The sequence below is a fragment of the Kribbella alba genome (assembly GCF_039529635.1).
GTDB classification, from domain to species: Bacteria; Actinomycetota; Actinomycetes; order Propionibacteriales; family Kribbellaceae; genus Kribbella; species Kribbella alba.
In genome coordinates, this window is record NZ_BAAANE010000006.1 from 156,309 (window position 1) to 182,598 (window position 26,290).

Sequence of the window (26,290 nt, forward strand, 5' to 3'; positions counted from 1 at the left end):
ACCGGGACTCACACCACCGTCCACGGTGCAGAACCGACGTCAAGGAGAAGGGCCCGCTGATCAGCGGGCCCTTCTCATTCCTTGAGCCACTCCGGCTCGGGTAGCCGAGCCCGGTCCAGCTTGCCGCTCGCATCCAGCGGCAGGTCGTCGATCGGGATCAGGTCGGCCGGCACCAGGTAGATCGGCAACTCCTGGGTGAGCTCCAGCAACAACCGCGCCAGTACTGCGGGGTCGTCGTCTTCCAGCACGACGTATCCGATCAGACAGGTGTCCCCGGCCGGATCGGTGCAGGCGACAACCACCGCGTCGATGACTCCGGGCAGATCCGCGAGCACGTGCTCCGTCTCGCCCGGCTCGACCCGGTGGCCGCGGATCTTGACCTGGTCGTCCACCCGGCCGAGGTAGTCCAGCGTCCCGTCCGTCCGCCAGCGCGCCAGATCACGGCTGCGGTAGAGGCGCCCGCCCGGGTGCGCCGGGTCGTTCACGAACGCCGTCTCGGTCTCGTCCGGCCGCCCGAGGTAGCCCTGGGCGACCGCCGCGCCACCGATGTGGATCTCGCCGACCGCCCCGACCGGGACCGCGCGCAGCGCCTCGTCGAGCACCCGGACCACTACGCCGTCGATGGGGCGCCCGATCGACGGCCTGTCCTCGGCCGGGTCGACCTGGTGGATCGTGGCGACGATCGACGCCTCGGTCGGGCCGTACTCGTTGTAGAGGGCGCAGTCCGGATGGGCGGCCAGGAAGTCCCGGATCCCGTGCGACAGCACCATCGCCTCACCGCCGGCCACGATCTCCCGCAACGCCGGCAGCTTCGGCATCTCCGGCATGGTCGCGAGCAGCGCGGTCAACGGCGTGAAGGTCATGAAGAGTCGCTCGACCTGGTGCTCGGTCAGCGCGGCGACCACCTCGTCCGGGTCGTACCGGTCGTCCTCGCCGATCAGCACGAGCGCGGCACCCGACGCGAGCGCGGTGAACATCTCCTGCACGTGCACGTCGAACCCGAACGAGGTCCACTGCAAGGTCCGCAGAGACCGGCGGGTCCGCAGGTACTGCCGGACCAGGTTGACCGGGCCGCGATGCGGAACCGCGACCCCCTTGGGATTGCCGGTCGAGCCAGAGGTGTAGATGCAGTAGGCGATGTCATCGGCCGCGGCCCGCACCGGCGGCGCCTGCCCGGCGCGCGGATCCCCTTCGACGGCAGCCACCGGGACCAGCCGCAGACCGAGCCGATCCGCCAGCGCCGCGTCGTCCCCGACCAGCGCTACCGCGCCCGAATCAGCGGTCATGAACGACCACCGCGACTCCGGTACGCCGGGGTCCAGCGGCAGGTAGGCGGCACCGGACTTGAGCACGGCCAGGACTCCGACCACCAGCTCCGTGCCGCGAGCCACCCGGACCGCGACGAGCTGGCCGGGCTTCACACCGAGGTCGACGAGCTGCCAGGCGACCACGTTCGCCCGGCGGTTCAGCTCCGCGTAGGTCAGCTCACGCTCGCCCTGGATCAGCGCGATCGCGTCGGGAGTCCTCGCCACCTGCTGCTCGAACAACGTGTGCAGGCCGCTGAGTTCACCCGCCACCACGGCATCCCGGCGTACGCGTCCAATCGGTCCCGCCTCGGCTGGCTCGCCCTCGAGGTCGCGCAACGCCTGCTGGTCCTCGGGTGTCGGCAGCATGAGTTCCGGCAGCTTCAACCCGGTCTCAGCGGTTGCGCGACGCAGTACGGCCTCGATGTAGCGCAGGAGGCGATCGATGGTGACCGCGTCGAACAAGCCGGCCCGGTAGTCCGCAGTACAACGGATGCCACCGGCGTGATGGGCGAGCCTGAGTCGAAGGTCCAGATCCGGCGTCAGGTCGTCGTCGCCGGCCTCGAACTCCACCAGGACCTGGAAGAGGGGGTCCTGCTCGAGTACGCCGAGCTCGGCGGTCGCGTGGTCGAACGCGGCGGTGGTGGTCTCGCGAACCCGCTGGGCGAGCTCGCCGAGATCCGGTTCGCCGGACAGGTCGAGGCGGAGCGGGAGCGGACGGAACTGGCTGCTCTCGTCGCCAGGCCGGCGGAGAGCAGCCGTGCCGACGGTGATGTCGTCCTGCGCGGCGAAACGGCCGAGCACAGTGCCGACGGCCGCGAGCATGGTCATCAACGGGCTGACGCGGCGATCCCGGCTGAACGCGAACACCGCGTCGCCAAGCTCCTGGTCCAGCTCTCTCACAGTCGAAGCAACCTTGGCGCGTGCGGCGGGACGCGGGCGATCAGTCGGCAAGACCAACGGCTGCGCCCCGACGAGCACCTGCCGCCAATACTCCAGATCCTTGGCCCGCTTGTCCTGCGCCTTCGCCTTCTCCTTGGCCGCTTCCTCACCTTCGGTCGGCGTTTCGGGCGGTACTCCGGCCGTCGATGCGGCTGATGCTTCGGCCGACCGTGCGGCTGATACTTCGGCCGGCCGTGCGGCTGGTATTTCGGTCGTCGGCCGTGCGGGTGCTTCGGTCGTCGACTGTCCGGGTGCTTCGGTCGTCGGCTCTGCGGGTGTTTCGATGTTGGCTGCCGCGTGAGTGGTTTCGTTGAGCAGGGCAAGCTGTTCGTGCATCAGCTTGGTGACTCCGTCGACCAGCTGACCAGCCACCCGCAGTTGCTGCGACATCAACGCAGCCATCCCGGAGCCGGGCAGATCCGCCTCACTCGTCGCTGCAGCAGCCGCATCCACCTTCGCCGCCAACTCCGCCAACCCAGACCCCAAGACCGCCAGGGTCTGGCGGGACCCCTTCAACCGCACCGGCTCCACAAACCCTGGAGCGTGCTCCACCGTTGCGTCCGGCACGGTTTCGGCGGGCCGCTCGGGCGCTCCTGATCCGTCGGCACCGGCGTTGTTGGCGCTTCGAAGCAGGTCGAGTGGATCGACAGCACCACCGGGAAGGTTGCGTGAGGCAACTGCCGAAGCAAGCTTGTGCGGCGTATTCAGCTCATCAAAGAGCTCACTGACCGCCAACTCCACGTCGAACCGCTGACCGACCTCCTCGACAACCCGCAACATCGACAAAGAATCCGCACCAAGCTCAGCAAAGGTGTGATCCACCGTCACGTCATACGGATCTAGCCCCAACTGCTCCCCGGTCAGATCCAGCACAACCTCCAACGACGCCCGGTATCGAGCCGCCACCACCGCCGGATCTCCCACCTCCCCACCGACAACCCCGGCGTCCCCAGCCTCAACCCGCGTACTGTCAACACCCGCAGTCTGAGCCTCGCCGCCCCCGTCACCCGCAGCCTCGGCGCCCTCGGAAGCGCCTTCGCCGCGCCTTGCGGCACCAGCCTCGTCCTGGGCAACATCCTCGCCGGAACCAGGGCCCAGCTCGGGCTCAGCAGCACTCGGCGCGGACTCAGCAGCACTCAGCGCGGGCTCGGCAGCATCAGCCTCCGGTCCGGCAGCTTCCGGCTCAGCGTCATCGGGCGCGGGCTCGACAGCATCGGCCTCCGGTCCGGCAGCTTCCGGCTCAGCGTCATCGGGCGCGGGCTCGGCAGCATCAGCCTCCGGTCCGGCAGCTTGCGACTCAGCGTCACCGGGAGCGGGCTCAGCAGCATCGGGAGCGAGCTCAGGCGCATCAGCTTCCGGTCCGGCGGCTTTCGGCTCAGCGGCATCAAGCGCGGGCTCGACAGCATCCAGTGCAGGCTCGACAGGATCCGCCGCGACCTCCGCAGCACCAGCTACGGGCGCGGCATCGGGCTTGGCTTCGGCTGCGTCCGTTTCGGTAGCAGGAGGTTCGACCGGCCTGCGGTGGATGGTGTCGGGGTGTGCCTGGTCGGATGATTCAGCTGGGATGGTGAAGGGGGAATGCTCGGCAGCTTCGGCTAGTTCGGCGGCTGCGGGGTCGGGGTGGGCGACGTCGTCTGGCGCCGGCGGGTCCAGAGGAATCCTCTTCAGCGTGGGGCGTCTGCGCTCGACCGGCCGTTCCCCCGCCCCAGCTGGTTGGACCCGCGCCGCCGAACGACCAGCAGCAACACCATGCGCCCCTGCAGCAGACCCGCCGCCGGCAACCCCGGCGTCGGCAGTCCGGGAAGCGGCGGCAGCGGCCGCAGTACGAGAAGCAGCCCCAGCATCACCAGGAGCAGGGGTCACGCTCGCAGCACCAGAAGCACCAGCCGAGCCCGCCGCACCACCAGCACCGGCCGGGCCCGCAGGACGAGAACTACCGGCAACTCCTGCAGCAGGGGAGCCCGTCTGCGCAGTACCGGAAGGGGCGGTTCCGCGGACAGCACCGGATGCCGCCGTTACGCGCGCAGTACCGGCTGCGGACGTTGCGCGCGCAGTACCGGAGGCAGCGGCGGCGCTCGCAGTAGCGGCCGCGCCACCTCCGGCGCTGCTGGAAGTGTCGACTGGGTGGTGGACGCGGCGGAACGGATACACGGGCAGCGGCACGCGGCCGCCGTCGGGGTAGACGCGCTTCCAGGCGATCTCGGTGCCCTGCTCGTACAGCTCGGCGAGGCCGTTCATCGTTGCCTGGACAGGGTCCTGCCCGAGGCGCTGGGTCGGGATCCAGGTGCTGTTCGGGGCGATCCGTCGACCAGCCGGGCTGAGTACCGCATCCGGCCCGAGCTCCAGGAATCGCCTGCAACCCGCCGCCGTCAGCGCCTCTACCGCGTCGCCGAACAGCACCGGCTGACGAAGCTGCCCGACCAGGTAGTCGGCGTCGAGCGCAGTACCGCTCTCCAGCAGTTCGCCTGACCAGCTCGACACCATCGGCATCCGCAGCGGCCGCAGCGTGATCTCCGCGACCACCTCGGCGAAGTCCGCCAGGATCGGATCGACCAGGGAACTGTGGAACGCCCGATCCACATCGAGCCGCTGCCACTTCAGCTCCAACCGATCCAGCTGCTCGGCCAACTGCCCGACGATCACCTCGGTACCGGTGAGCACGAACGACTGCGGACCGTTGCCAGCGGCAATCTCCACGCCAGAGGTACGCGCCAACTCCCGCACGCGGTCGGCGTCCGCCCGTACTGCGACCATCGCGCCCGGGACCGTCCCACGCTGCATGAGTTGGCCCCGCTTGGCAGTCAGCCGTACGCCGTCCGCCAGCGACAGCGCCCCCGCCACGCACAACGCGGCGTACTCGCCGACGCTGTGCCCGACCACCAGCGCCGGCTGCACGCCGAAGGACTGCCACAGCCGGGCCAGCGCGAGTTCGAAGGCGAACAGCGCGGGCTGGGCGGTCTCGGTCGGCCAGACGCCTTCGGACGAACCAGCCGGGGTCAACAGGAGTTCGAGCAAGCTGCCGCCGAACTCCTCGGCATACACCTTGTCGCACTCGTCCAGCACCGACCGGAACACGGGGAACCGAGTGGCAAGCCCCGCTGCCATTCCGCGGCGCGCGGCACCCTGTCCGGTGAAGGCGAATCCGAGCGGCCCTGGTCCACCGCGCGGTACCTCGGCGGCTTGGGCCGTGCCGAGGGCCCCTGCGAGTTCGGTTTCGGACGAACCCGTCACGGCCAGGCGGTGGCGATACGCCGGGCGCCCGAGGGCCGCAGTACCGGCGAGATCGATCAGGCGGTGGCCGGTGCCGTGGTCGAGGTCGATCCTGAACAGCTCGACCAGTTCTTCCAACGCCGCCGGGTCCGGTGCAGACAACGGGAGGACAACCGGGCCGTCATCGCCGCGGCGGATCTGCCGAGGTGCTTCCTCGAGGATCACGTGCGCGCTGGTGCCGCCTGCATCGAGTGCGCTCACGCCCGCGCGCAACGGCGTACCGGCTTCCCAGTCGCGGACCTCGGTGCCGATGACGAGCGGGCTGTTCGGCAACGGGAGTTCGGGGTTCGGTTGTGCGAAGTTGATCGTCGGAACGAGCGTGCGGTGCTGCAGCATCAGCACGGTCTTGATCAGGCCGGCCATGCCCGCGGCGCTGTCGAGGTGCCCGATATTGGGCTTCACCGAGCCGATCGTGCAGAACCCCACCTTGTCCGTGTGACGCCTGAGGACCGACGCCATCGCACGGAACTCGCTTGCGTCGTCGGCCGCAGTACCCGTCGCGTTCGCCTCGATGTAGCTGAGCGAATCAGCCGGAACTCCGGCCTTCTCCAGCGCACGTTCGACCAGATCCGCCTGGTTGCTCTCGTTGCTGACTGCTGACCCGCGGATCACCGCGTAGACGGTGTCGCCGTCGGCAACGGCCTGGTCGAGCCGCTTGAGCAGCACCGCCGCGACACCGTTGCCGCCAACCGTGCCGTCCGCCTCGGCGTCGAATGCCCGGACCTGCCCGCTCGGCGAAAGGATCGACCCAGGAGTCGGGTGATAACCCGTTGCCTGCGGCACGTGGACTGCGGCCGCCCCGGCCAGGGCCAGATCCGCATCACCACTACGCAACGCCTGACAGGCAAGGTGAACCGCCACCAGCGAAGACGACCAAGCAGCCTGTACGCCGATCGCTGGGCCGGTCAATCCGAGCCGGTAGGCGACACGGGTCGCCAGGAAGTCGGGCGGCTGGTTGTGGTGGGAGTAGAGGTTCATCCCCGAGCCCGCGAAGATGCCGATCCGCCCGGTGGCACCGGCATGACCGCCGTGCTCGAGCGCGTGCTGGCAGACCTCCAGGAAGATCCGCTGAGCCGGATCCGTCAGCTCGGCCTCGCGAGCACTGAGCCCGAAGAAGTCCGCATCGAACGTCTCCACGTCATCCAGCGCACCGCTGACCGCAACCAGCTCATCGTTGCCAAAGGCATCCTTCGTGGCGCCGAGCTCGTCGGAGCTGAACCGGCGGATGCTCTCCACGCCCCCGACCAGGTTGTCCCAGAACTGTTCGAGCGTGTCCGCGCCCGGGAACCGCGCCGCGAGACCGATGATCGCGATCGGCTCGATCGCCTGCTTCGCCTTCTTTCCCGGCCTGGCCTTCTCAGGCGCGGGAGTCTCGGTCGAGTGCGCCGCCGCACGACGGAACTCGGCCGCGTGCTGTTGCAGGTAGTTGCCCAGGGCAAAAATCGACTCGTGCTCGAACATCACCGCCCGCGGGAATTCCAGCCCCAACTCTTCCTGCAACCGCGTATGGACCCGGACCACAGCCACCGAATCCACACCCAGCTCGTGAAGCGCACTTCCCTCGTCAACCTCACCGCCCACGACACCACGAACCACCGCGAGCACCCGGGCCGCAACCTCATGCGAGGCGCCACCCGCCTCACCCGCAGCCGACCGACCTTCCGCCGCAACAACCTCAGCCGACTCAGTCTCGGCTGATTCCGTCCCGGTCGCCGGAGCCGCGTCTGAAGCTTCAACCTCAGCCGCCCGCTTCTGCCCGACCCCGGCCGCCAGCTCAGGGTCAACCGCTTCCGCCCGCGCGCCTTCATCCTCGGCCACCAGTTCGGCGCCAACCGCTTCTGCCGGCACCGCTTGGCCGCCAGACGTAGCTACACCCGTAGATGGTTCTGTCGGCGCATCTTCGCCCTCGCCCACCAGGTCGGCGCCAACCGCGTCTGCCGGCGCCGCTTTGGCATCTGACATAACCACAGCGGTAGATGGTTCTGTCAGGTCGACATCGTCCTCGGACGCCTCTTCGACATCAGTTCTGGCCGCTGGCTCGAGCTCAGCGTTCTGCGAGGTCTGGGCCGTGGCAGGCTCTGCCCCCTTAGCCGCACCCGATTCTGCGAGCGCCCTGTCTACGGACTCCAACTCAGCCGACTGGGAACCAGCTGACTCAACGCCGGAGGCTTGCGGCGCCTCTGTCAGCTCCCCCCGCGCCGCGTCGCTCTCAACAAGGTCAACGTCCGCAACCTGGGCATCCTCGGACTCGCCGTGGTCGGCACCGGCGCGATCGGCGTCGGCCGGGTCGGCACCGGCGCGATCGCTGTCGGCCAGATCGGCGCCGGCGGGGTCGGCGCCGGCCTCGGCGGGATCAACGTCGGTCGCGTCGACGACAGTCGGATCGGCATCGGCGGAATCGGTGTCGGCGGGATTCGTTTCAGCGTCGGCGTCGACGTCGGCAGGGTCCGCGTCGGCTGAGGCTGCGGGATCGACCTCAGCGGGATCGGCATCGGCGGGGTCGGCATCAGCGGGGTCGGCGATCGGCGGCGTCGCGTTGACCGCGCCCGCATTGGCTGCGTCGCGCTCGACGGAGTAGTCGGCGCGGTGGTCTGTGTCTACGGCTGCCCGGTCGACGTCGGCTTCCTGCTGTGCAGCGCCATCCAGCCCCGCGACGACTTCCCGCTCCGCGACGACGCCCGGCCCCGCGACGACTTCCGGCTCCGAGGCGTCGACTGGCTCGGAAGCCGCATCCGGGTCCGCGGCGGGCTTGTCCTGTGTTGGGGCGGCGTTCGGCGCCTTCTCGGCTGCATGCTGCTCGTCCGCTGGGAGTCCGTCTGTGGGCGTGTCCGCGGAAGTGGTCTCGTCCTCGATCTGTGGCCTTCCCGAGAAGGCGGCTTCGTCGAAGACGATCTCGTCGAAGACCAGGGCAGAGAATGTGCGGGCACCAGCCTGGGGCGGCGCTGTCGTCGGCTCGGGTTGTGCTGCGTCCGTCCCGGTCCCAGCGACATCGACCTCGGGCCGCGCTGCATCCGACTCGGCCGGTATCGGGTCTGCCTGAGACGGGGCGGGCGGGGTCGGCTGGGCGACGAGCGGGTCGGTGGACATCTCGGCCCGGGCGAGCAGCTCCGTGGATTCAGCATCAGCAACGCCGTCGCTGGACGTCACATCATCGGCCAGCGGGTCGGCGGGCGTCACATCATCGGCCAGCGGGTCGGCGGGCGTCAGCTCATCCGCGGGGAGCTCGGCCGACTCCGCATCGCCCGCACGGACCTCGCCCGACTCCCCATCACCCGCGTGGACATCAGCCGGGTCCGCATTACCCGCAGGGAGGTCGGCCGACTCGGCGTCACTCGGGTCGAGGTGGGTCGGCTTCGGATCGCGTGTGGGGTCGGCGTTCGACTCGTCGTCGGCCGGGGCTTCGTGGGTGGGGTCGGCAAGGAGGTCGGCTGGGTCGGAATTGGTGTCGCGGTTGGCGCCCAGGGTCGGGCGTGCGGGCGGTACTGGGATGGAGTCGGTGATCGATCGGCGCCAGGCCAGGCGCACTGCCGGGAGCTCGGTGGTCCGCTCGCCGGCGTCCTCGTCGAATTCCGCGCGCGCCTCGGCCTGCTCGAAGTCCGCGCGTCCTCCTGCCCGCTCGGAGCCCGCTGACCCGTCGGCGTCGTCGACTCCGGCAGCGGATCCGTCGTACCCCGGGCGCCGCCGACTGTCGAAGGTGCCGGCGCGCACCGGGTCGCCGTACGGGGAGACGACGGGCGGGCGCGAGCCGGGTTGGGGACCGGGGTGGATCGTCGGTTGCGGGCGCGTCTGCGGGTGGGTGGGCGACTCGAGGGTGCCGTCGATCCAGCGTTGTTTGAGCAGCGGGCGGAGGATCTTCCCGCCGGGGGTGGTCGGGAAGTGGCGACGCGGTACTCCGACCACCTGCGTCTGGAGCGCGAGCCGATCCTGCAGGACCGCGCGGATCGCCTGGTCGACTCCCGCCGGCGAATCCTCGGTCAGGGCGTAGAAGACCACCAGGCGCTCAGTACCGGCGGCCGCGTCCGCGGTCCCGCAGGCTGCGACCAAGCCCAACTCCGCGCCTTCCACCGATGCGGCGACAGTCTCGATGTCGTGGGCGGAGTAGTTCTGGCCGCTGAGGATGATGCGTTCGCTGTCCCGGCCGGTGATGACCACCTGCCCGCCGGTGATGAACGCCTGGTCGCCCGTCGCGAGCCACTTCCTGGCCGGCCAGTTGCCCGCGGGGAACGCGGCCCGGTCGGCGTCGGGATTGCCGAGATAGCCCGGCGTCACCCGCGCGGACGCGATCTGCAGCTGCCCGATCCGGCCCTCGGGCAGCACTGCGCCGTTGGAGCCCACGATCCGCACCGTCGCGCCCGGCGCCGGCGTACCGACAGATACCAGGCTCAGTACGCCGGCACCGTCGACGCGGGACTTCCCCGGCCGGGCGACGGCGACCTTGCCCGCGGTCGTGCGCTGGTCCACCCATTCCACGACACCGGTCGGTGGGATCCGGACCCGGTGCACGTTCGGCGTCAGCCCTGGCCGCGCGAAGGTGATCCCGGTGACGGTCTCGGTCATGCCCCACGCCGCGACGAACGTCTCCGGTACGACGCCGAACCGGTTCGTCACGCGAAGGAAATCGCTCACCACGGGCACGGTGATCTGCTCGCCGCCGCTGACCAGGCTCCGCAGCGCGGACAGGTCCCAGTGCCGATCCGGTTCGCCTGCGATCGCCGCAGTCGCCAGCCGGTATCCGAAGTTGGGCGACCACGAGTGGTTCACCCGGTGCTGGTCCATCAGGTCGAGCCAGCGCAGCGGGTTCGACAGCACCCAGTCGGTGGCGACGTGGATGTTCGTACAGCCGGTGAACACCGGCAGCAGGTGGTAGAGCAGGAACGCGCCGCTGTGGTCCAGTGGGAGCCAGTTCAGCGTGGTCTGCCCCGGCCGGACCGGGAGCATCGCCGGCGTACCGGCCGCGAACTCGACGAGGCCGCGATGCGTCAGCTGGATGATCTTGGGCGTCCCGGTGCTGCTGCCCGACGACATCATCAGTACTGCGACGTCGTCCGCCGCGGGCCGGTGGAACTCGGAGGTCGGCTCGTGCCCGGCGAGTGCGTCGGGGTCGAGCACCGGCAGGCCGAGGTCGTTCGGCAGGTCCGAGGGGCGGCCGATCAATACGGTCCAGCCGAGCAGGTCGGTCACCTTGCGGAGGCGCTCGCGGCCCTCCTCGGTGGTGTCACCCTCGGCCGCGGGTGCCATCAGCAGCGGGCGGATACCGCCGAGCGTGCAGGCCCAGAACGCGGCGAAGAAGCCGACCGGCTCGGTGCAGTGGACGACCGCCGGGTCACCAGCCCGTACTCCGTTGGCGCGCAGGCCGGCGAGGATCCGGGCGGCGAGCTCGAGCAGAGTCGGGAAGTCGAGGCGGGTCTCGCGCCCGTCAGGACCGATCTCGACCACGCCGGAACTGCCGAAGTCACGCGCCGCGCGCAGCAGAGCGCTGGGAAGATCGCGGGGATAGCCGGCCGGGATCATCAACGCCGGCCCGGTGCTGATCGCCGGGCGGTCCACGCCGTTCCTCACCACCCGAACCTCGCGCATCCCGCGACGCCACGAACCTCAGCCTCACCGGCACCCTTGGCACAGCCGACAGCACAAGCAGCATGGGCGGCGGAAACGGGAGCTCCGGTAGCACCGAACTCGTCGGCAGAAATGGCAGAGGCGCCAGCCAGTCGGCGACCCACGGACACACGCCTCCCCAACTGGACGGAGCCGGGTTCAGGGCATACCCGTCTCGCTCTCACCGACAGAACAGGCCCCGTTCCGCCGGGCGGAACAACGGCGTGACCGGGCAGCCCCAGCGCGTCATCGTCCGACCGACAGCCGTGAACCCTACCAGCCGTTCCGTGGCCTGGGAGAGTCCGTTCCAGCAGCCGTAGGTTAAGAAATCCGACACGCCGCCGCTACTGGGGACAACGATCGTTTCCGGCCCGCGATACGTCCAGGATCGCGACCGCCTCTGGGCGGCTCCGGGGCCCGGATCGGGCACTCGCCGGCTCAGGTCTGCGAGCAGACGATGCTCTGACCCGCGGAGTTGCTGGGTGGGCGCTGAGGGGATCGAACCCCCGACATCTTCCTTGTAAGGGAAGCGCTCTACCGCTGAGCTAAGCGCCCTCGACTGCGAGCGAGGAGTCTATCCGAGGTCGGTGCCGAGTTCCGCCAAGGCCATGGCGTACTCGTCCGGGTCCCTGGCCTCCGGGATGCCCTTGACCACCGACCACCGGATGATCCCGGCCTGATCGACCACGAACGTGCCGCGCACCGCACAGCCGCGCCCGGCGTCGAACACCCCGTACTGCGAGGCGATGGATCCGTGCGGCCAGAAATCGCTCAGCAGGGCGAATTCCAGCCGCTGCGCCTCGGCGTACGCGCGCAGCGTGAACATCGGGTCGCACGACACGGCCAGGATCTCCGCGGCGGCGGCCAGGTCCGGCCGGTCGCGGAGGGCCTCGAGCTCGCTCGTGCAGACCCTGCTGAAGGCATACGGGTAGAACACCAGCACGACGGGCCTCCGGCCCCGGTACTCCGAGAGCCGGAGCTGCTCGCCGTGCTGGTTCCGCGCGCTGAAGTCCGGTGCCTCGCTGCCGACTCCAGGGACGGCAGCGGTCACCGCAGGATCACTTCCGAACCCGCGGCGACTTCGGCATCACCAGCTTGGTGGCCGACCAGTTCTCGGTCGGGGTGAGGCTGGTGGTCGTCGACAGCCCGGCCGCGGCGGTCGCCTCGGCGATGTCGCTGGCGTCGACATACCCGTCGCGGCCGACCTTCGGGGTCATCAGCCACACGATCCCGCCCGGCTTCAGGTCGGTCAGGGTGTCGAACAGGGCGTCCACCAGATCCCCGTCGTCGTCACGGAACCAGAGCAGCACGACGTCGACGACGTCGTCCATGTCGTCACCGACGAGCGCCTCGCCGGTGATCTCCGTGATGGCGTCGCGGAAGGCATCGTCACAGTCGTCGTCGTAGCCGAGCTCCTGCACGACCGTGCCGCTCTCTAAGCCGAGCCGGCTCGCCATGTTCGGCTCCCCGCTCTTGCCGTCCGCGTGGTCCGCGGTCGCGCTCACGTGTCCTCCTCCGTCGTCCCCGGGCCCGGGGGTAGGCGTCAGTAGCAGTAGTCCATCGTGGCCTACCGCGTCGCGCAAGTATGCACGAGGGTTCCATAGCCTGTCCGGTATCCGCGTGCCGTGCGCCGTCCGTGTCCGCTCCCGACCGGGCTCCGGGGGCGAGAACGGGCAAGGTTGTGCAGGCAAAGTAGAACGCATTCCGAACAGGTGACAGGATTGCCAGGAGGACCGACTAGACAGAACGGCAGGACACCGTGGCTTCCGGACACGAACCACCAGCCATCATCACCGAGGGGATGCCCACCCAGCTCCCCGACATCGACCCCGACGAAACTCGTGAATGGGTCGAATCGCTCGACGCCGTGCTCGACGAGCGCGGCAAGAGCCGGGCGCGTTACCTGATGCTCAAGCTGATCGAGCGGGCGCGGGAGCGGCAGGTCGGCGTACCGGCGCTCCGGAGCACCGACTACATCAACTCGATCCCGCCCGAGCGCGAGCCGTGGTTCCCCGGCGACGAGCACGTCGAGCGGCGGATCCGGGCCTTCATCCGGTGGAACGCCGCGGTGATGGTCAGCAAGGCCAACCGCAAAGGCCTCGAGGTCGGCGGCCACATCGCCACCTACCAGTCCGCGGCCAGCCTGTACGAGGTCGGGTTCAACCACTTCTTCCGGGGCAAGGACCACCCGGGCGGCGGCGACCAGGTCTTCATCCAGGGTCACGCCTCCCCCGGCATCTACGCTCGCGCCTTCCTCGAGGGGCGGCTGTCCGCGGACCAGCTGGACGGCTTCCGCCAGGAGGTCTCCCGCGGCCCGCACAAGGGCCTGTCGTCGTACCCGCACCCCCGGCTGATGCCGGACTTCTGGGAGTTCCCGACGGTCTCCATGGGTCTGGCCGCGCTGGACTCGATCTACCAGGCGCGCTTCAACCGGTACCTGCACCACCGCGGCATCAAGGACACCAGCCAGCAGCACGTCTGGACATTCCTCGGTGACGGCGAGATGGGCGAGCCGGAGTCCCTCGGCGCGATCGGCCTGGCCGCCCGCGAGGAGCTGGACAACCTCACCTTCGTGATCAACTGCAACCTGCAGCAGCTGGACGGACCCGTCCGCGGCAACGGCAAGGTGATCCAGGAGCTCGAGGCGTACTTCCGCGGCGCCGGCTGGAACGTGATCAAGGTGATCTGGGGCCGCGAGTGGGACGCGCTGCTGGCGCAGGACCACGACGGCGCACTGGTCAACAAGATGAACACCACGCCGGACGGCCAGTTCCAGACCTACTCGGTCGAGTCGGGCGAGTACATCCGGAACAACTTCTTCGGCGGCGACCAGCGGCTGCAGGCGATGGTGCGCAACCTGTCCGACGAGGACCTGCGCAAGCTGCCCCGCGGCGGTCACGACTACCGCAAGGTCTACGCGGCCTTCAAGAGCGCGAGCGAGCACGTCGGCCAGCCGACCGTGATCCTGGCCCAGACCATCAAGGGCTGGACGATCGAGGCGCTGGAGGGCCGCAACGCGACCCACCAGATGAAGAAGCTGACCTCGGACGACCTGAAGGCGTTCCGCGACCGGCTCTACCTGCCGATCGAGGACAAGGCGCTCGAGAACGCGTACGACCCGCCGTACTTCCACCCCGGCACCGATTCGCCGGAGTACCAGTACATGATGGAGCGCCGCGAGCAGCTCGGCGGCTTCCTGCCGGAGCGCCGGGTCCGGCCGAAGACGTTGAAGCTCCCTGGTGACGACGTCTACAAGCCGCTCAGCAAGGGCAACGAGAAGACGCCGGTCGCTACCACGATGGCGCTGGTGCGGCTGTTCCGCGACCTGATGAAGGATCCGGAGATCGGCCGGCGGATCGTCCCGATCGCGCCGGACGAGTACCGCACCTTCGGGATGGACTCGATGTTCCCGACGGCGAAGATCTACTCGCCGCACGGGCAGACCTACGAGTCGGTCGACCGCGCCCTGCTGCTCGCGTACAAGGAGTCCGAGAAGGGCCAGTTGCTGCACGAGGGCATCAGCGAGGCCGGCGCGATGGGCTCGACGATCGCGGCCGGTACGTCGTACGCGACGCACGGCGAACCGATGATCCCGTTCTACATCTTCTACTCGATGTTCGGGTTCCAGCGGACCGGCGACCAGATGTGGGCGTTCGGCGACCAGCTCGGCCGGGGCTTCCTGATCGGCGCCACCGCCGGCCGGACCACGCTGACCGGTGAGGGTCTGCAGCACGCGGACGGCCACTCGCCGCTGCTCGCCTCGACGAACCCGGCCGCGGTGCACTACGACCCGGGCTTCGCCTACGAGGTCGCGCACATCGTGAAGGACGGCCTGCGCCGCATGTACGGCTACGGCCTGGACGAGAAGAAGCCGTACGGCGAGGACGTCTTCTACTACCTCACCGTCTACAACGAGCCGGTTCCGCAGCCTGCCGAGCCGGAGAACCTCGACGTGGCGGCTCTGCTGAAGGGCATCTACCGCTTCTCGGAATACCCGACGGCAGCCGGTGACGACGTGCCTCGCGTGCAACTGCTCGCCTCGGGTGTCGCGCTGCCGTGGGTCCGCAAGGCCCAGGAGATCCTGGCCGAGGAGTACTCGGTCGCGGCCGACATCTGGTCGGTGACCTCGTGGAACGAACTGCGCCGCGACGCCATCGATGCGGAGGAGCACAACCTGCTCCATCCGGACGAGGACGAGCGGGTGCCGTTCATCACCGAGCAACTCAAGGACACCAAGGGCCCGGTCGTCGCCGTCAGCGACTTCATGCGCGCCGTGCAGGACCAGATCTCCCGCTGGGTGCCGAACGACTTCACGTCGCTGGGCACCGACGGCTGGGGCCTGGCCGACACCCGGGCCGCGGCTCGCCGCCACTTCCATGTGGACGCCGAGTCGATCGTCGTCGCCGCTCTGGAGATCCTGGCCAAGCGGGGCGACGTCAAGCGCGAGGTGGCCGCCGAGGCCGCCCGCAAGTACCGCATCGAGGACCCGACCGCGGTCGCCGGCGTGAAGCAGGAGGGTGCCGGCGCCTGAGTTTCCGCCGGACCCGGAAGGGGCACCACCGATCATCACTCGGCGGTGCCCCTTCGCTTGTCCCCTGACCCAGCGGCGAGGCGTGGGGCGGCTCACCTGTGTGATGGACCACCCTCAGTCGTGGTTGGGGTTCGCAACCAACTAACGTCGACAAGGTTGGTTGTCTATGTACTGGGAGTAGTCGATCGTGTCCGTAACGCAACAGTCCGCTGCCGAGGAGAAGAGCTTCTTCGGGCATCCGCGCGGGTTGATGACGCTGTTCACCACTGAACTGTGGGAGCGGTTCAGCTACTACGGGATGCGCGCGATCCTGCTGCTGTACCTGACCGACAAGGCGCACGGGCTCGGGCTCGGGCAGTCACTCGGCGAAGCGGTCGTGTCGATCTACGGCGCCTCGGTCTACTTGCTGTCGGTGCTCGGCGGCTGGTTCGCCGACCGCGTGTTCGGTGCCCGCAGGACGGTGCTGTACGGCGGGGTCGTGATCGTGTCAGGGCACCTCTGCCTGGCCCTGCCGGCCGAGGGGCTGGCCTATCTCGGCATCGCGCTGGTTGCCCTCGGCACCGGCCTGCTGAAGCCGAACGTATCCACCATGGTCGGCACCCTCTACGACAAGGACGACAGCCGCCGCGACTCCGCGTTCTCGATCTTCTACATGGGGATCAACCTCGGCTCCTTCGCGGCGCCCTTCGTGGTCGGTTTCCTGCGTAGCCACTTCGGATTCCATGTCGCCTTCGCCGCGGCCGCGGTCGGCATGACGCTGGCCCTGGTCGCCTATGTGCTCGGCCGGCGCACCCTGGAAGGCCGCGGCGACACCCCGCCGAACCCGCTGACGGCCGAGGACCGCCCGACGATGGTCAGGATCGCCGTCGCGGTCGTCGCGCTGCTCGCGATCATTTTCACGTACTCCGCCTGGCGGTCCGGCGGCCTCGGGCCGAAACCCGTGGTCGACGCGATCTCGTACCTGTGCTTCCTCGCGCCGATCGCCTACTTCACCATGCTGCTGCGCAGTCCGCTCGTCACGCCCGAGGAACGCCAGCGGGTGCGGGCGTACATCCCGTTGTTCATCGCGGCGATGTTGTTCTTCATGGTGTTCGAGCAGGCTGCCACGACGCTGACCACGTTCGCCGCGGACCGGACCGAGCTGAGCGTGCTCGGCATCTCGATCACGCCCGAGTTCTTCCAGTCGATCAACCCCTTCGCCATCATCCTGCTGGCGCCCGTCTTCGCGGTGATCTGGATCAAGCTCGGCGATCGGGTCAGCATCGGCCAGAAGTTCGCCACCGGCCTACTGCTGGCGGGCCTGTCCTTCGCCGTGATGGCGCTGGGGTCGTCGGTCGCCGGCAACGCCCTCGCCTCGCCGCTCTGGTTGGTCGTGGTCTACCTCGTCCAGACCCTGGGCGAACTGTTCCTCTCCCCAGTCGGCCTGGCCGCAACCACGGTGCTCGCGCCGAGGGCGTTCACCAGCCAGATGATGGCTCTGTGGTTCCTGGCACCGGCTGCCGGTCAGGCGATCACCGCTCAACTGGTGCAGGCGACTGAAGGCGCCTCCGACACGGCGTACTTCGGCGGCCTCGCCATCGTCACCATCGCCTTCGCCGTCATCCTCTACTTCCTCTCCCCCTGGATCCGCCGCCACGCCCACGCCCGCTCCTGACAACCGCGGACGTCCCCCACTCACCAAGCCCGCTTCTCCTCACGTTGAGCAGGTCCGCCGAGCGTGAGCCGGGCTGTTTGCCGGGCCATGCATTCTCATTGTGAGTGCTGGAGGTCCGCTCTCCCGAGGGATGCATCGGGCGCCCCGCCGGCTACAGATCGCGGTGCTGCCGCTGAGCACCTAGCGAGACCGCCCGCGGGGTTTCAGCTGGGTGGCGGGAAGGGTGGGCGCCGGCAACGGATCGCCTTCGTAGCCGACCACCATCGGGAATCGGTCGTTGCCGCCGGCTTCGATCGCGGTCATCCAGTCATTGCGGGCGGCAACCACCTCTTCGTGCGAGCGGCCGATGAAGTTCCACCACATCACCAGTCGCTCCTCGAACGGTTCTCCGCCCAGCAGCAGGAAGCGCGCTCCCTGGTCGGCGGCCGCGAACTCGAGCTCGGAGCGACCCGTGCCGAGGTATGCCATCTCCCCGAAGCCAGGAGCCAGCTCGCCGACCTGAAGAGTCCCGTCCACCACCAGTACGGCGTACTCGAAGCCCGGCAGGAGTGGCAAGGTGATAGTCCGCCCTGGCTCGACTGCGACGTCGGCACCGACCAGCGCCGTGTACGCCGGGGCGGGCGAGGTGACTCCTCCGACCGTTCCGATCATGACGATCGCCTTGCCGCCGTCGAGGGTGAGCACGGGCAGGTCCGCGTAGGCGTTGAAGGCCGGCGTCACGGTGGTGCGGACCGAATCTGGCAGCGCGACCCACAGCTGAGCGCCGTGCAGGGTCGGGGGCGCGCTCGGCAGCGAGACCTCTGAGTGCGCGATGCCGTTGCCCGCGGTCATGATGTTGAGCTCATCCGGCCGGACCATCGCGTGTGACCCCGCGCTGTCGCGATGCTCGATCTCGCCCTCGAACAACCAGCTCACCGTCTGCAGACTCGTGTGCGGGTGAGGCGGCACGAGCATGCCCTGGTCCCCCGGTACGTCGTACGAGTCGACCCGCGCGGTCAGGTCCTCCGGCCCGTAGTGATCGACGAAGCACCACGCGCCGACCATCCGCCGGTTCTTGTTCGGCAGCAACCGCCGCACCGTGGTCGTCCGCCCCAGCACCACCTTCCGCGGCTCCAGCAGTTCCAGCACCGGTCCCTCGGCCCGCGACCCCTCGCTGACCAGCTCGGCCGGATCCTTCTCCAGATCGCTCATGACGCCGCCCACTCCAGAAGTTCGTCCGAGTCCCTGGTGTTGATCACCCGATCGGTGGTCACACCGCATTCCTCGGCCCGCTCACAACCGTAGACCTGCCAGTCGAGCTGGCCCGGCGCGTGCGCATCGGTATCGATCGAGAAGACGCAGCCGGACTCGACGGCCATCGACAGCAGCCGCTTCGGCGGATCCAGCCGCTCGGGCCGCGAGTTGATCTCCACCGCCGTCCCGAACTGCCGGCAGGCCTCGAACACCACCTCCGCATCGAACTCCGACTCCGGCCGCGTCCCCCGGCCGCCGGTGATCAGCCGGCCGGTGCAGTGCCCGAGCACGTCGACATGGGGGTTCGCGATCGCCCGGACCATCCGCTCGGTCATCGGCTCAGACCCCATCCGCAGCTTGGAGTGAACGCTCGCCACGACAAGGTCCAGCCGGGCCAGGATCTCGGTGTCGCAGTCGAGCGAACCGTCGTCCAGGATGTCCACCTCGATCCCGTTCAGGATCGTGAACCCGTCCAGCTCGTCGGCCAGCTTCTTGTTCAGCTCGGCGACGACCTCAATCTGCTGCAGCCGACGCTCCCGGGACAGCCCGTTGGCAACCGTCAGCCGGGGCGAGTGATCCGTCAGCGCCATGTATCTGTGTCCGAGCCGAGCCGCGGTCCGGGCCATCTCCTCGATCGGACTGCCGCCGTCGGACCACTCGGAGTGCAGATGAAGATCCGCCTTCAGTTCGGACCGCAACGTAGTACCGGCTTCGGTGAGGGAGCCTGCGGCCTCCTCGAGCTTGACCAGATACGACGGGGTCGCGCCGTCCATTGCCTCCAGGATCACGGCCTCGGTCTTCGGCCCGATCCCCGGCAACTCGGTCAACGTCCCGGCCCGCCTACGAGCACGAACCTCGGCGGCGGGCAACGCCTCGATCGTGTCGGCCGCCCGCCGGTACGCCTTCACCCGGTGGGTGGGCTGCCGGTCGCGCTCCAGGTAATACCCGATCGCCCGCAACGCCTCGACCGCGTCCGCGACGCCCGCCTTGTCACTCATCCCCCAATCATGACCTGCCACACCGACCATCCGCCGCAGCCTTGATGCCGGCTGGGCAGGTGAGTGGTCGGGAGTACGGGAATTGCCGGTTATGGTCGGGCTGTGGCGGAGACCGGGGTGAAGGAGCACGAGGCGCGGGCTGAGCGGTTGCAGAACGCGACCGGGGCGCTGGCGACGGCTGCCACCGCGGCGATGGAGGAGAAGTTGCCGTGGTTCGGCAAGCTGTCTGCTCAGGACCGGTCCTGGATCGGGCTGGTCGCGCAGTCCGGCATCACCGCGTTCGTCGACTGGTTCCGCGACCCCGAGACGCACTCGTCGATGCCGACCCGGATGTTCGGTTCGGCGCCACGCGAGTTCACCCGGGTGATCTCGCTGCATCAGACGGTCGATCTGGTCCGGACAACGATCGAGATGATCGAGAACACGATCGGTGACCTGCTGCCCGAGGACGACGTACCGGTGGTGCGCGAGGCGATGCAGCGCTACGCCCGCGAGGTCGCTTTCGCCGCGGCCACTGTCTACGCCCAGGCCGCCGAGATGCGCGGCGCGTGGGACGCCCGCCTGGAAGCACTTGTAGTGGACTCGGTGATCCGCGGCGAGGCCGACGAATCCGTCCGTTCCCGCGCTTCCGCGCTGGGCTGGAGCGGAGCCGGTACTACGGGGTCGGCCGACGTCACCGTGGTCGTGGGCAGGGCCCCCTCTGCCGAGGCCGGGAGTGCGAACGTGGCGGACGCTGTCCGGCACGCGGCCCGCGAGGCGGGGTGTGACGCTCTGTGCGCGATGCAGGGTGATCGGCTGGTGATAGTACTCGGTGGTACGAGTAAACCTGTCGAGATCGTACAAAACCTGGCCGGTTTCTTCGGACCCGGCCCGATCGTCATCGGCCCAGTGGTTCCGGACCTGATGTCCGCGGTCACCTCGGCTCGTGCGGCCGTCGCCGGGCTCCGCGCGGCACCCGCCTGGCCGGCAGCGCCGAGACCGGTCCAAGCCGACGAACTACTGCCGGAGAGGTCTCTCTCGGGCGACGGTCACGCCCGTCGCCAACTGGCCTCAGACGTCTATGGCCCGCTCACAATGGGCGACGGCGTCCTCCTTGACACCGTTTCGACGTACCTGGACTCCGGCGGTTCGATCGAGGCGACGGCCCGCGCGATGTTCATCCACCCCAATACCGTCCGGTATCGCTTGAAGCGTGTGGGCGAGATCACGGGCTACTCGCCGGCGAACCCCCGCGACAGTTTCACATTGCGTGTCGCACTGACCCTCGGTCGCCTGCTCAACCCGGAACCAGGGTCGTACGTTTTGTAGGATCTCCACAAAGTCGGCCGGGTAGAATTCGTGTCGCATTGTGGCCCGCGAACGGCTCGGCTCAGGGAGAGTTGTCACGTGCTCGTCATCGTCGCGCCCGGACAGGGCGCTCAGTCCCCAGGTTTCCTCGAGCCTTGGCTGGAGGACCCAGTCTTCGAGAACCGGCTGCACTGGCTCTCCGCCGTGGCCGGGCTCGACCTCGCCCACTACGGCACGAAGGCGGACGCGGACACGATTCGCGACACCGCGATCGCGCAGCCGCTGCTGGTCGCGTCCAGCATGCTGGCCGCGCTGGCGGTGTTCCCGCACCCCGGCGACGCGTTCGACAAGATGGGCGCCATGGCCGGCCACAGTGTCGGTGAGATCGCCGCGGCCGTCGGCGCCGGCGTCATCAGCGCCGAGCAGGCGATGGTCCTGGTCCGCGAGCGCGGCAAGGCGATGGCCTCGGCCGCCGCCCAGACGGCGACCTCGATGACCGCGGTGCTCGGCGGAGATCGCGACGAGGTGCTGGCCAAGCTCGCCGAGCACGGCCTGACCCCCGCCAACGACAACGGGCCCGGCCAGATCGTCGCCGCCGGCACGGTCGAGGAGTTGGCGGCGCTGGCCGCCGACCCGCCGGCCAAGGCGCGGCTGGTCCCCCTCTCGGTCGCGGGCGCCTTCCATACCAAGCACATGGAGCCGGCCGTTCAGACCCTCGGCGGCTACGCCCGGTCGATCACTACCCACGACCCCCGCTCGCGGCTCATCTCCAACCGCGACGGCCAGATCGTGCACGACGGCCGCGACGTACTGCGTCGCCTGGTCCAGCAGGTCAACGCCCCGGTCCGCTGGGATCTGTGCATGCAGACGATGGCCGACCTGCAGGTGACCGGCATCCTGGAGATGACGCCGGCCGGCACCCTCACCGGCATCGCCAAGCGTGCCCTCAAGGGTGTCGAGACCTTCGCCCTGAAGACGCCGGACCAGCTGGACGACGCCCGCGCGTTCGTGGACAAGCACGGCAGCCCGTCGGAGATCAACGCCTCGCCGACCTGGCGACTGCTGGTCTCCCCGATGAAGGGCACCTTCACCCGCGAGGCCCAGGTGCCGCGCGAGGCAGGCGACACCGTCGAGGCCGGTGAAGTGGTCGCGACCGTGAAGAGCCTGCGCGACGAGCTCGAGGTCCGCGCTCCGCACGGCGGCATCGTGGTCGAGTGGCTGGTGGAGGAAGGCGACCCGGTCGCCCCCGGCCAGCCGCTGGTCCGGCTGCACCCGAGCGCGGTGAGCTGATGACCGGCCTGCTGAACGAATCCACCGGCGCCGCACACGCCGCAGTACTGGGCCTTGGTGCGTACCGTCCGCGCCGGGTGGTGCCGAACTCGGAGATCCTCGAGCACATCGACTCCAGCGACGAGTGGATCCAGACGCGCTCGGGCATCAAGGAGCGGCGCTGGGCCGAGCCGGACGAGACCGTGCTGATGATGTCGACCAACGCCGCCAAGGATGCGTTGGTGGACTCCGGCATCGATCCGGCGCAGATCGGCTGCGTCATCGTCGCGACCGTCACCCACCTCTACCAGACCCCCGCGATCGCGACCCAGCTCGCCGTCGCCGTCGGAGCCCCGACCGCTGCGGCCTTCGACATCTCCGCGGCCTGCGCCGGGTTCTGCTACGGCATCTCGATGGCCAACGACATGATCCGCGGCGGTAGCGCGAAGTACGTGCTGGTGATCGGGGTCGAGCGACTCAGCGACATCACCGACCGGACCGACCGCGGTACGGCGTTCATCTTCGCCGACGGCGCGGGGGCTGCCGTGGTCGGCCCGTCCGACCAGACCGGGATCGGCCCGGTGGTGTGGGGTTCCGACGGCACCCAGCACTACGTGATCAGCCAGAAGGAGTCCTGGCAGGAGGCGGCCGGCAGCTCCAACTGGCCGCACCTGCGGATGGACGGCAACCCGGTGTTCCGGTGGGCCTCGTTCGAGATGGCCAAGACCGCGCAGCAGGCCCTGGACGTGGCCGGCGTGAAGGCCGAGGACCTGGACCTGTTCGTGCCGCACCAGGCGAACATGCGGATCACCGACGCGATGCGCCGGGCGCTGAAACTGCCGGAGGCCGTGAAGGTCGCGCGCGACATCGAGCGGCAGGGCAACACGTCCGCCGCGTCGATCCCGCTGGCGATCACCGCGATGCGCGAGAGCGGCGAGGCCAGGAGCGGCGACCTGGCCCTCATCATCGGCTTCGGCGCGGGCCTGGTCTTCGCCGCCCAGGTGATCCGGCTCCCCTAATAGATGTCCGGGACGGCTCATCAGGTGGCCGGCCCGGCGGCAATACACACAGAATCCGAAAGGGAAACGAACAGATGGCCAGCACCGAAGAGATCCGTTCAAGCCTCGCCGAGATCGTCAACGAGATCGCGGGCATCCCGGTCGAGGACGTCCAGCTGGACAAGTCCTTCACCGACGACCTCGATGTCGACTCGCTCTCCATGGTCGAGGTCGTGGTGGCCGCCGAGGAGAAGTTCAGCGTCAAGATTCCGGACGACGAGGTCAAGAACCTGAAGACCGTCGGTGACGCCGTGGCGTTCATCGAGCGCGCGCAGAACGGCTGACCCAGCCCCTCTGTGTTCGTGCTGGCACGGCTCACCGGGCGGCGACGCCCGGTGAGCGGCTCCAGCAGGCTCCAGCTCCAGTCCAGTTTTCCCGCCGATCTCACGCCGAAGGATGAGGTAACCATGTCGAAGACCCGAGTCGTCATCACCGGGCTCGGAGCGACGACCCCGGTCGGGGGCGACGTCGCCACCACCTGGGAGGCACTGCTGGCCGGCAAGTCCGGCGCGAAGCTGCTGACCGCGGACTGGGTCGAGGAGCTGCCGGTCAAGATCGCCGCTCCGGCCGCTGTCGAACCCACCGAGATCATCGAGCGGGTCAAGGCCCGCCGGCTCGACCGCAACGCGCAGTTCGCGATCGTCGCCGCGCGCGAGGCCTGGGCGGACTCCGGTCTGGCCGACGTCGAGCTCGACAAGACCCGTCTCGGTGTCGCCATCGCCACCGGGATCGGCGGCCTGCTCACCACCCTGGCCAACTACGACGCCCTGAAGAGCAGCCCGCGCCGCGTCTCACCGCTGGCGATCCCGATGCTGATGCCGAACTCGGCCGCCGCCAACGTCGGCCTCGAGCTCGGTGCCCTGGCCGGTGTCCAGACCCCGGTCTCGGCCTGCGCCTCCAGCAACGAGGCCATCTCACTGGCCGCCGACCAGATCCGGCTCGGCCGCGCGGACATCGTGGTGGCCGGTGGATCGGAGGGTTCGATCGCCGGGCTGCCGCTGGCCGCGTTCGGTCAGATGATGGCGCTGAGCAAGCGCAACGACGACCCCGAGCGCGCTTCGCGGCCCTGGGACGTGGACCGCGACGGCTTCCTGCTTGGTGAGGGCGCCGGCGTACTGGTGCTCGAGAGCTACGAGCACGCGGTCGCCCGCGGCGCCAAGATCTACGCCGAGTTCGCGGGCGCCGGCATCACCGCCGACGGCCACGACATCGTGCAGCCCGACCCGACCGGTTCGGGTGCCGAGCGCGCCATGAAGCAGGCTCTGCGCGAGGGTGACCTCGCCACCGGCGACATCGTGCACATCAACGCGCACGCCACCTCCACCCCGGTCGGCGACGTCGCCGAGTCGGTCGCGATCCGCAAGGCGCTCGGCAAGGCGGCCGACCACGCCATCGCCACCGCGCCGAAGTCGATGATCGGCCACCTGCTGGGTGCGGCCGGTGCGGTCGAGTCGATCGCCACCGTGCTCGCCCTGCACCACCGGGTCGTACCGCCGACCATCAACCTGGACAAGGTCGACGACGGGGTCGAGCTGGACATCGCGACCGAACAGCGCAAGCTGAGCGACGGGGACATCGCGGCGCTGAACAACTCCTTCGGCTTCGGCGGCCACAACGTCGCCCTTGCCTTCAAGTCAGTCTGATCCGGGAGAACCCCATGACCACTGCCCCCGTCAAACCGGCCAAGCTGCCGCGCGAACAGGATCCCCGCAACCCGGTCACCCGGCTCACCCACCTGCTCGACCCGGACAGCCTCGAGCTGATCACCCCGGACAACCAGTCCGGCATGCTGGCGGCCCGCGGCACCATCGCGGGCGCACCGGTGGTCGCGTTCTGCTCGGACGCCACCGTGATGGGTGGCGCGATGGGTGACGAGGGCTGCGAGGTCGTGGTGAAGGCCTACCAGGTCGCCCGCCAGGAGGAGCTGCCGATCATCGGTCTGTGGCACTCCGGCGGCGCCCGGCTGGCCGAGGGTGTGCTCAGCCTGCACGCGGTCGGCAAGATCTTCTACGAGATGACCCAGGCGTCGGGCAAGATCCCGCAGATCTCGGTCGTGCTCGGCCCGGCCGCGGGCGGAGCGGCGTACGGTCCGGCCCTGACCGACATCGTCGTCCTCGGTCCGGAGGGCCGCATCTTCGTGACCGGCCCGGACGTGGTCCGCTCGGTCACCGGCGAGGACGTCGACATGCTGCGCCTCGGTGGTCCCGAGCCGCACGGCCGGCGCTCCGGCGTCGTCCACATCACCACCGACTCCGAGGCCGCCGCGATCGAGAAGGCGCGCCAGCTGGCCGACCTGCTCGCGAACCAGGGCGAGGTCTCCAAGGACGTGCCGGACACCGATCTGTCCGGGCTGTTGCCGGAGTCGGCGAAGCGCGCGTACGACGTCCATCCGCTGGTTGGCGGGGTGCTCGACGAGGAATCCGGCGTCGAGCTGCACCAGCGATGGGCGCCGAACATCGTCACCACGCTCGGCCGGCTCGGTGGCCGGACCGTCGGCGTGATCGCGAACAACCCGCTGCGGCTCGGCGGCTGCCTCGATGCGCTGAGCGCGGAGAAGGCAGCCCGCTTCGTCCGGACCTGCGACGCGTTCGGCGTACCGATGGTCGTGCTGGTCGACGTCCCCGGCTATCTGCCGGGTGTCGGCCAGGAATGGGACGGCGTCGTACGACGGGGCGCCAAGTTGCTGCATGCCTTCGCTGAATCGGTCGTGCCGCGAGTCACCCTGGTGACGCGCAAGACCTACGGCGGCGCCTACATCGCGATGAACGCGCGATCCCTGGGAGCCACCCGGGTGTTCGCGTGGCCGCGGGCCGAGGTGGCGGTGATGGGCGCGGTCGCTGCGATCCGGGTTCTGCACCGGCGCAAGCTCGCCGAGGTGGCGCCGGAGCTGCGCGCGCAGGTCGAGGCGGAGTTGGCAGTCGAGCACGAGAAGATCGCCGGCGGTATCGAGCGCGCCCGCCAGATCGGCGTGGTGGACGAGATCGTCGAGCCGAGCGTCACCCGCTCAGCCCTGGCCGCCGCGATCGCCACCGCCGAGTCAGCCGGCCGAACCCGCGGCCGCCACGGCAACATCCCCCTCTAACCAACGCTTGCGTCCGAAGAAGCGAGGGGCCTGCCCTACGGCTTTTCGGACGCAAGGATTGGTGCGG

13 protein-coding genes and 1 tRNA gene are annotated in these 26,290 nt (G+C 69.3%); 8 read left to right on the forward strand and 6 right to left on the reverse strand.

Going from position 1 to position 26,290, the window contains the following annotated elements; translation table 11 throughout:
* Positions 1-74: 74 nt before the first annotated feature.
* The 4 genes from ABD210_RS17680 to ABD210_RS17695 all read right to left on the reverse strand — a co-directional run bounded on the left by ABD210_RS17680 (position 75) and on the right by ABD210_RS17695 (position 12,616).
* Positions 75-11,075 (reverse strand): non-ribosomal peptide synthetase/type I polyketide synthase, encoded by an 11,001-nt coding sequence (locus ABD210_RS17680; RefSeq protein ID WP_344112676.1) that lies wholly within the window; start codon positions 11,073-11,075, stop codon positions 75-77.
* Positions 11,076-11,594: 519 nt separating this feature from the next.
* Positions 11,595-11,666 (reverse strand) — tRNA-Val (locus ABD210_RS17685).
* Positions 11,667-11,685: 19 nt separating this feature from the next.
* The gene (locus ABD210_RS17690) at positions 11,686-12,162 is read right to left on the reverse strand and encodes a peroxiredoxin (RefSeq protein WP_344112679.1); all 477 of its coding nucleotides are present in this window, start codon (positions 12,160-12,162) and stop codon (positions 11,686-11,688) included.
* Positions 12,163-12,169: 7 nt separating this feature from the next.
* Positions 12,170-12,616, reverse strand: a complete 447-nt coding sequence (locus ABD210_RS17695) for a DUF3052 family protein (protein WP_344112680.1) — start codon at positions 12,614-12,616, stop codon at positions 12,170-12,172.
* 296 nt (positions 12,617-12,912) lie between these two features.
* Between ABD210_RS17695 and aceE the strand changes: the two genes are divergently transcribed.
* On the forward strand, positions 12,913-15,642 hold the full coding sequence (gene aceE, locus ABD210_RS17700) for a pyruvate dehydrogenase (acetyl-transferring), homodimeric type (protein WP_344112798.1): 2,730 nt from the start codon (positions 12,913-12,915) through the stop codon (positions 15,640-15,642).
* A 187-nt stretch (positions 15,643-15,829) separates the two neighbouring features.
* Positions 15,830-17,296 carry a peptide MFS transporter gene (locus ABD210_RS17705; RefSeq protein ID WP_344112682.1) on the forward strand — a complete coding sequence of 489 codons (1,467 nt, stop codon included), beginning with the start codon at positions 15,830-15,832 and terminating at the stop codon, positions 17,294-17,296.
* Between the two features lie 180 nt (positions 17,297-17,476).
* Here ABD210_RS17705 and ABD210_RS17710 read toward each other — a convergent pair whose 3' ends face one another.
* Positions 17,477-18,487: a pirin family protein gene (locus tag ABD210_RS17710; RefSeq protein WP_344112684.1), complete on the reverse strand. Its 1,011-nt coding sequence runs from the start codon at positions 18,485-18,487 to the stop codon at positions 17,477-17,479.
* Positions 18,484-19,527: a PHP domain-containing protein gene (locus tag ABD210_RS17715; RefSeq protein WP_344112686.1), complete on the reverse strand. Its 1,044-nt coding sequence runs from the start codon at positions 19,525-19,527 to the stop codon at positions 18,484-18,486. Before ABD210_RS17715 ends, ABD210_RS17710 begins: the two co-directional genes overlap by 4 nt.
* A gap of 102 nt (positions 19,528-19,629) precedes the next feature.
* On the opposite strand from ABD210_RS17715, the gene ABD210_RS17720 reads away from it, so the two are divergent.
* From ABD210_RS17720 to ABD210_RS17745, 6 genes are all read left to right on the forward strand, one after another.
* On the forward strand, positions 19,630-20,835 hold the full coding sequence (locus tag ABD210_RS17720) for a PucR family transcriptional regulator (protein WP_344112687.1): 1,206 nt from the start codon (positions 19,630-19,632) through the stop codon (positions 20,833-20,835).
* 78 nt (positions 20,836-20,913) lie between these two features.
* Positions 20,914-22,104 (forward strand): acyltransferase domain-containing protein, encoded by a 1,191-nt coding sequence (locus ABD210_RS17725; protein WP_344112688.1) that lies wholly within the window; start codon positions 20,914-20,916, stop codon positions 22,102-22,104.
* Positions 22,104-23,102, forward strand: a complete 999-nt coding sequence (locus tag ABD210_RS17730; protein ID WP_344112689.1) for a beta-ketoacyl-ACP synthase III — start codon at positions 22,104-22,106, stop codon at positions 23,100-23,102. The genes ABD210_RS17725 and ABD210_RS17730 overlap by 1 nt, the downstream gene beginning before the upstream one ends.
* A 74-nt stretch (positions 23,103-23,176) precedes the next feature.
* Positions 23,177-23,425: an acyl carrier protein gene (locus ABD210_RS17735; RefSeq protein ID WP_012920191.1), complete on the forward strand. Its 249-nt coding sequence runs from the start codon at positions 23,177-23,179 to the stop codon at positions 23,423-23,425.
* Positions 23,426-23,548: 123 nt separating this feature from the next.
* Positions 23,549-24,784 (forward strand): beta-ketoacyl-[acyl-carrier-protein] synthase family protein, encoded by a 1,236-nt coding sequence (locus ABD210_RS17740; protein WP_344112691.1) that lies wholly within the window; start codon positions 23,549-23,551, stop codon positions 24,782-24,784.
* Positions 24,785-24,798: 14 nt separating this feature from the next.
* On the forward strand, positions 24,799-26,223 hold the full coding sequence (locus ABD210_RS17745) for an acyl-CoA carboxylase subunit beta (RefSeq protein WP_344112692.1): 1,425 nt from the start codon (positions 24,799-24,801) through the stop codon (positions 26,221-26,223).
* Positions 26,224-26,290 lie beyond the last annotated feature (67 nt).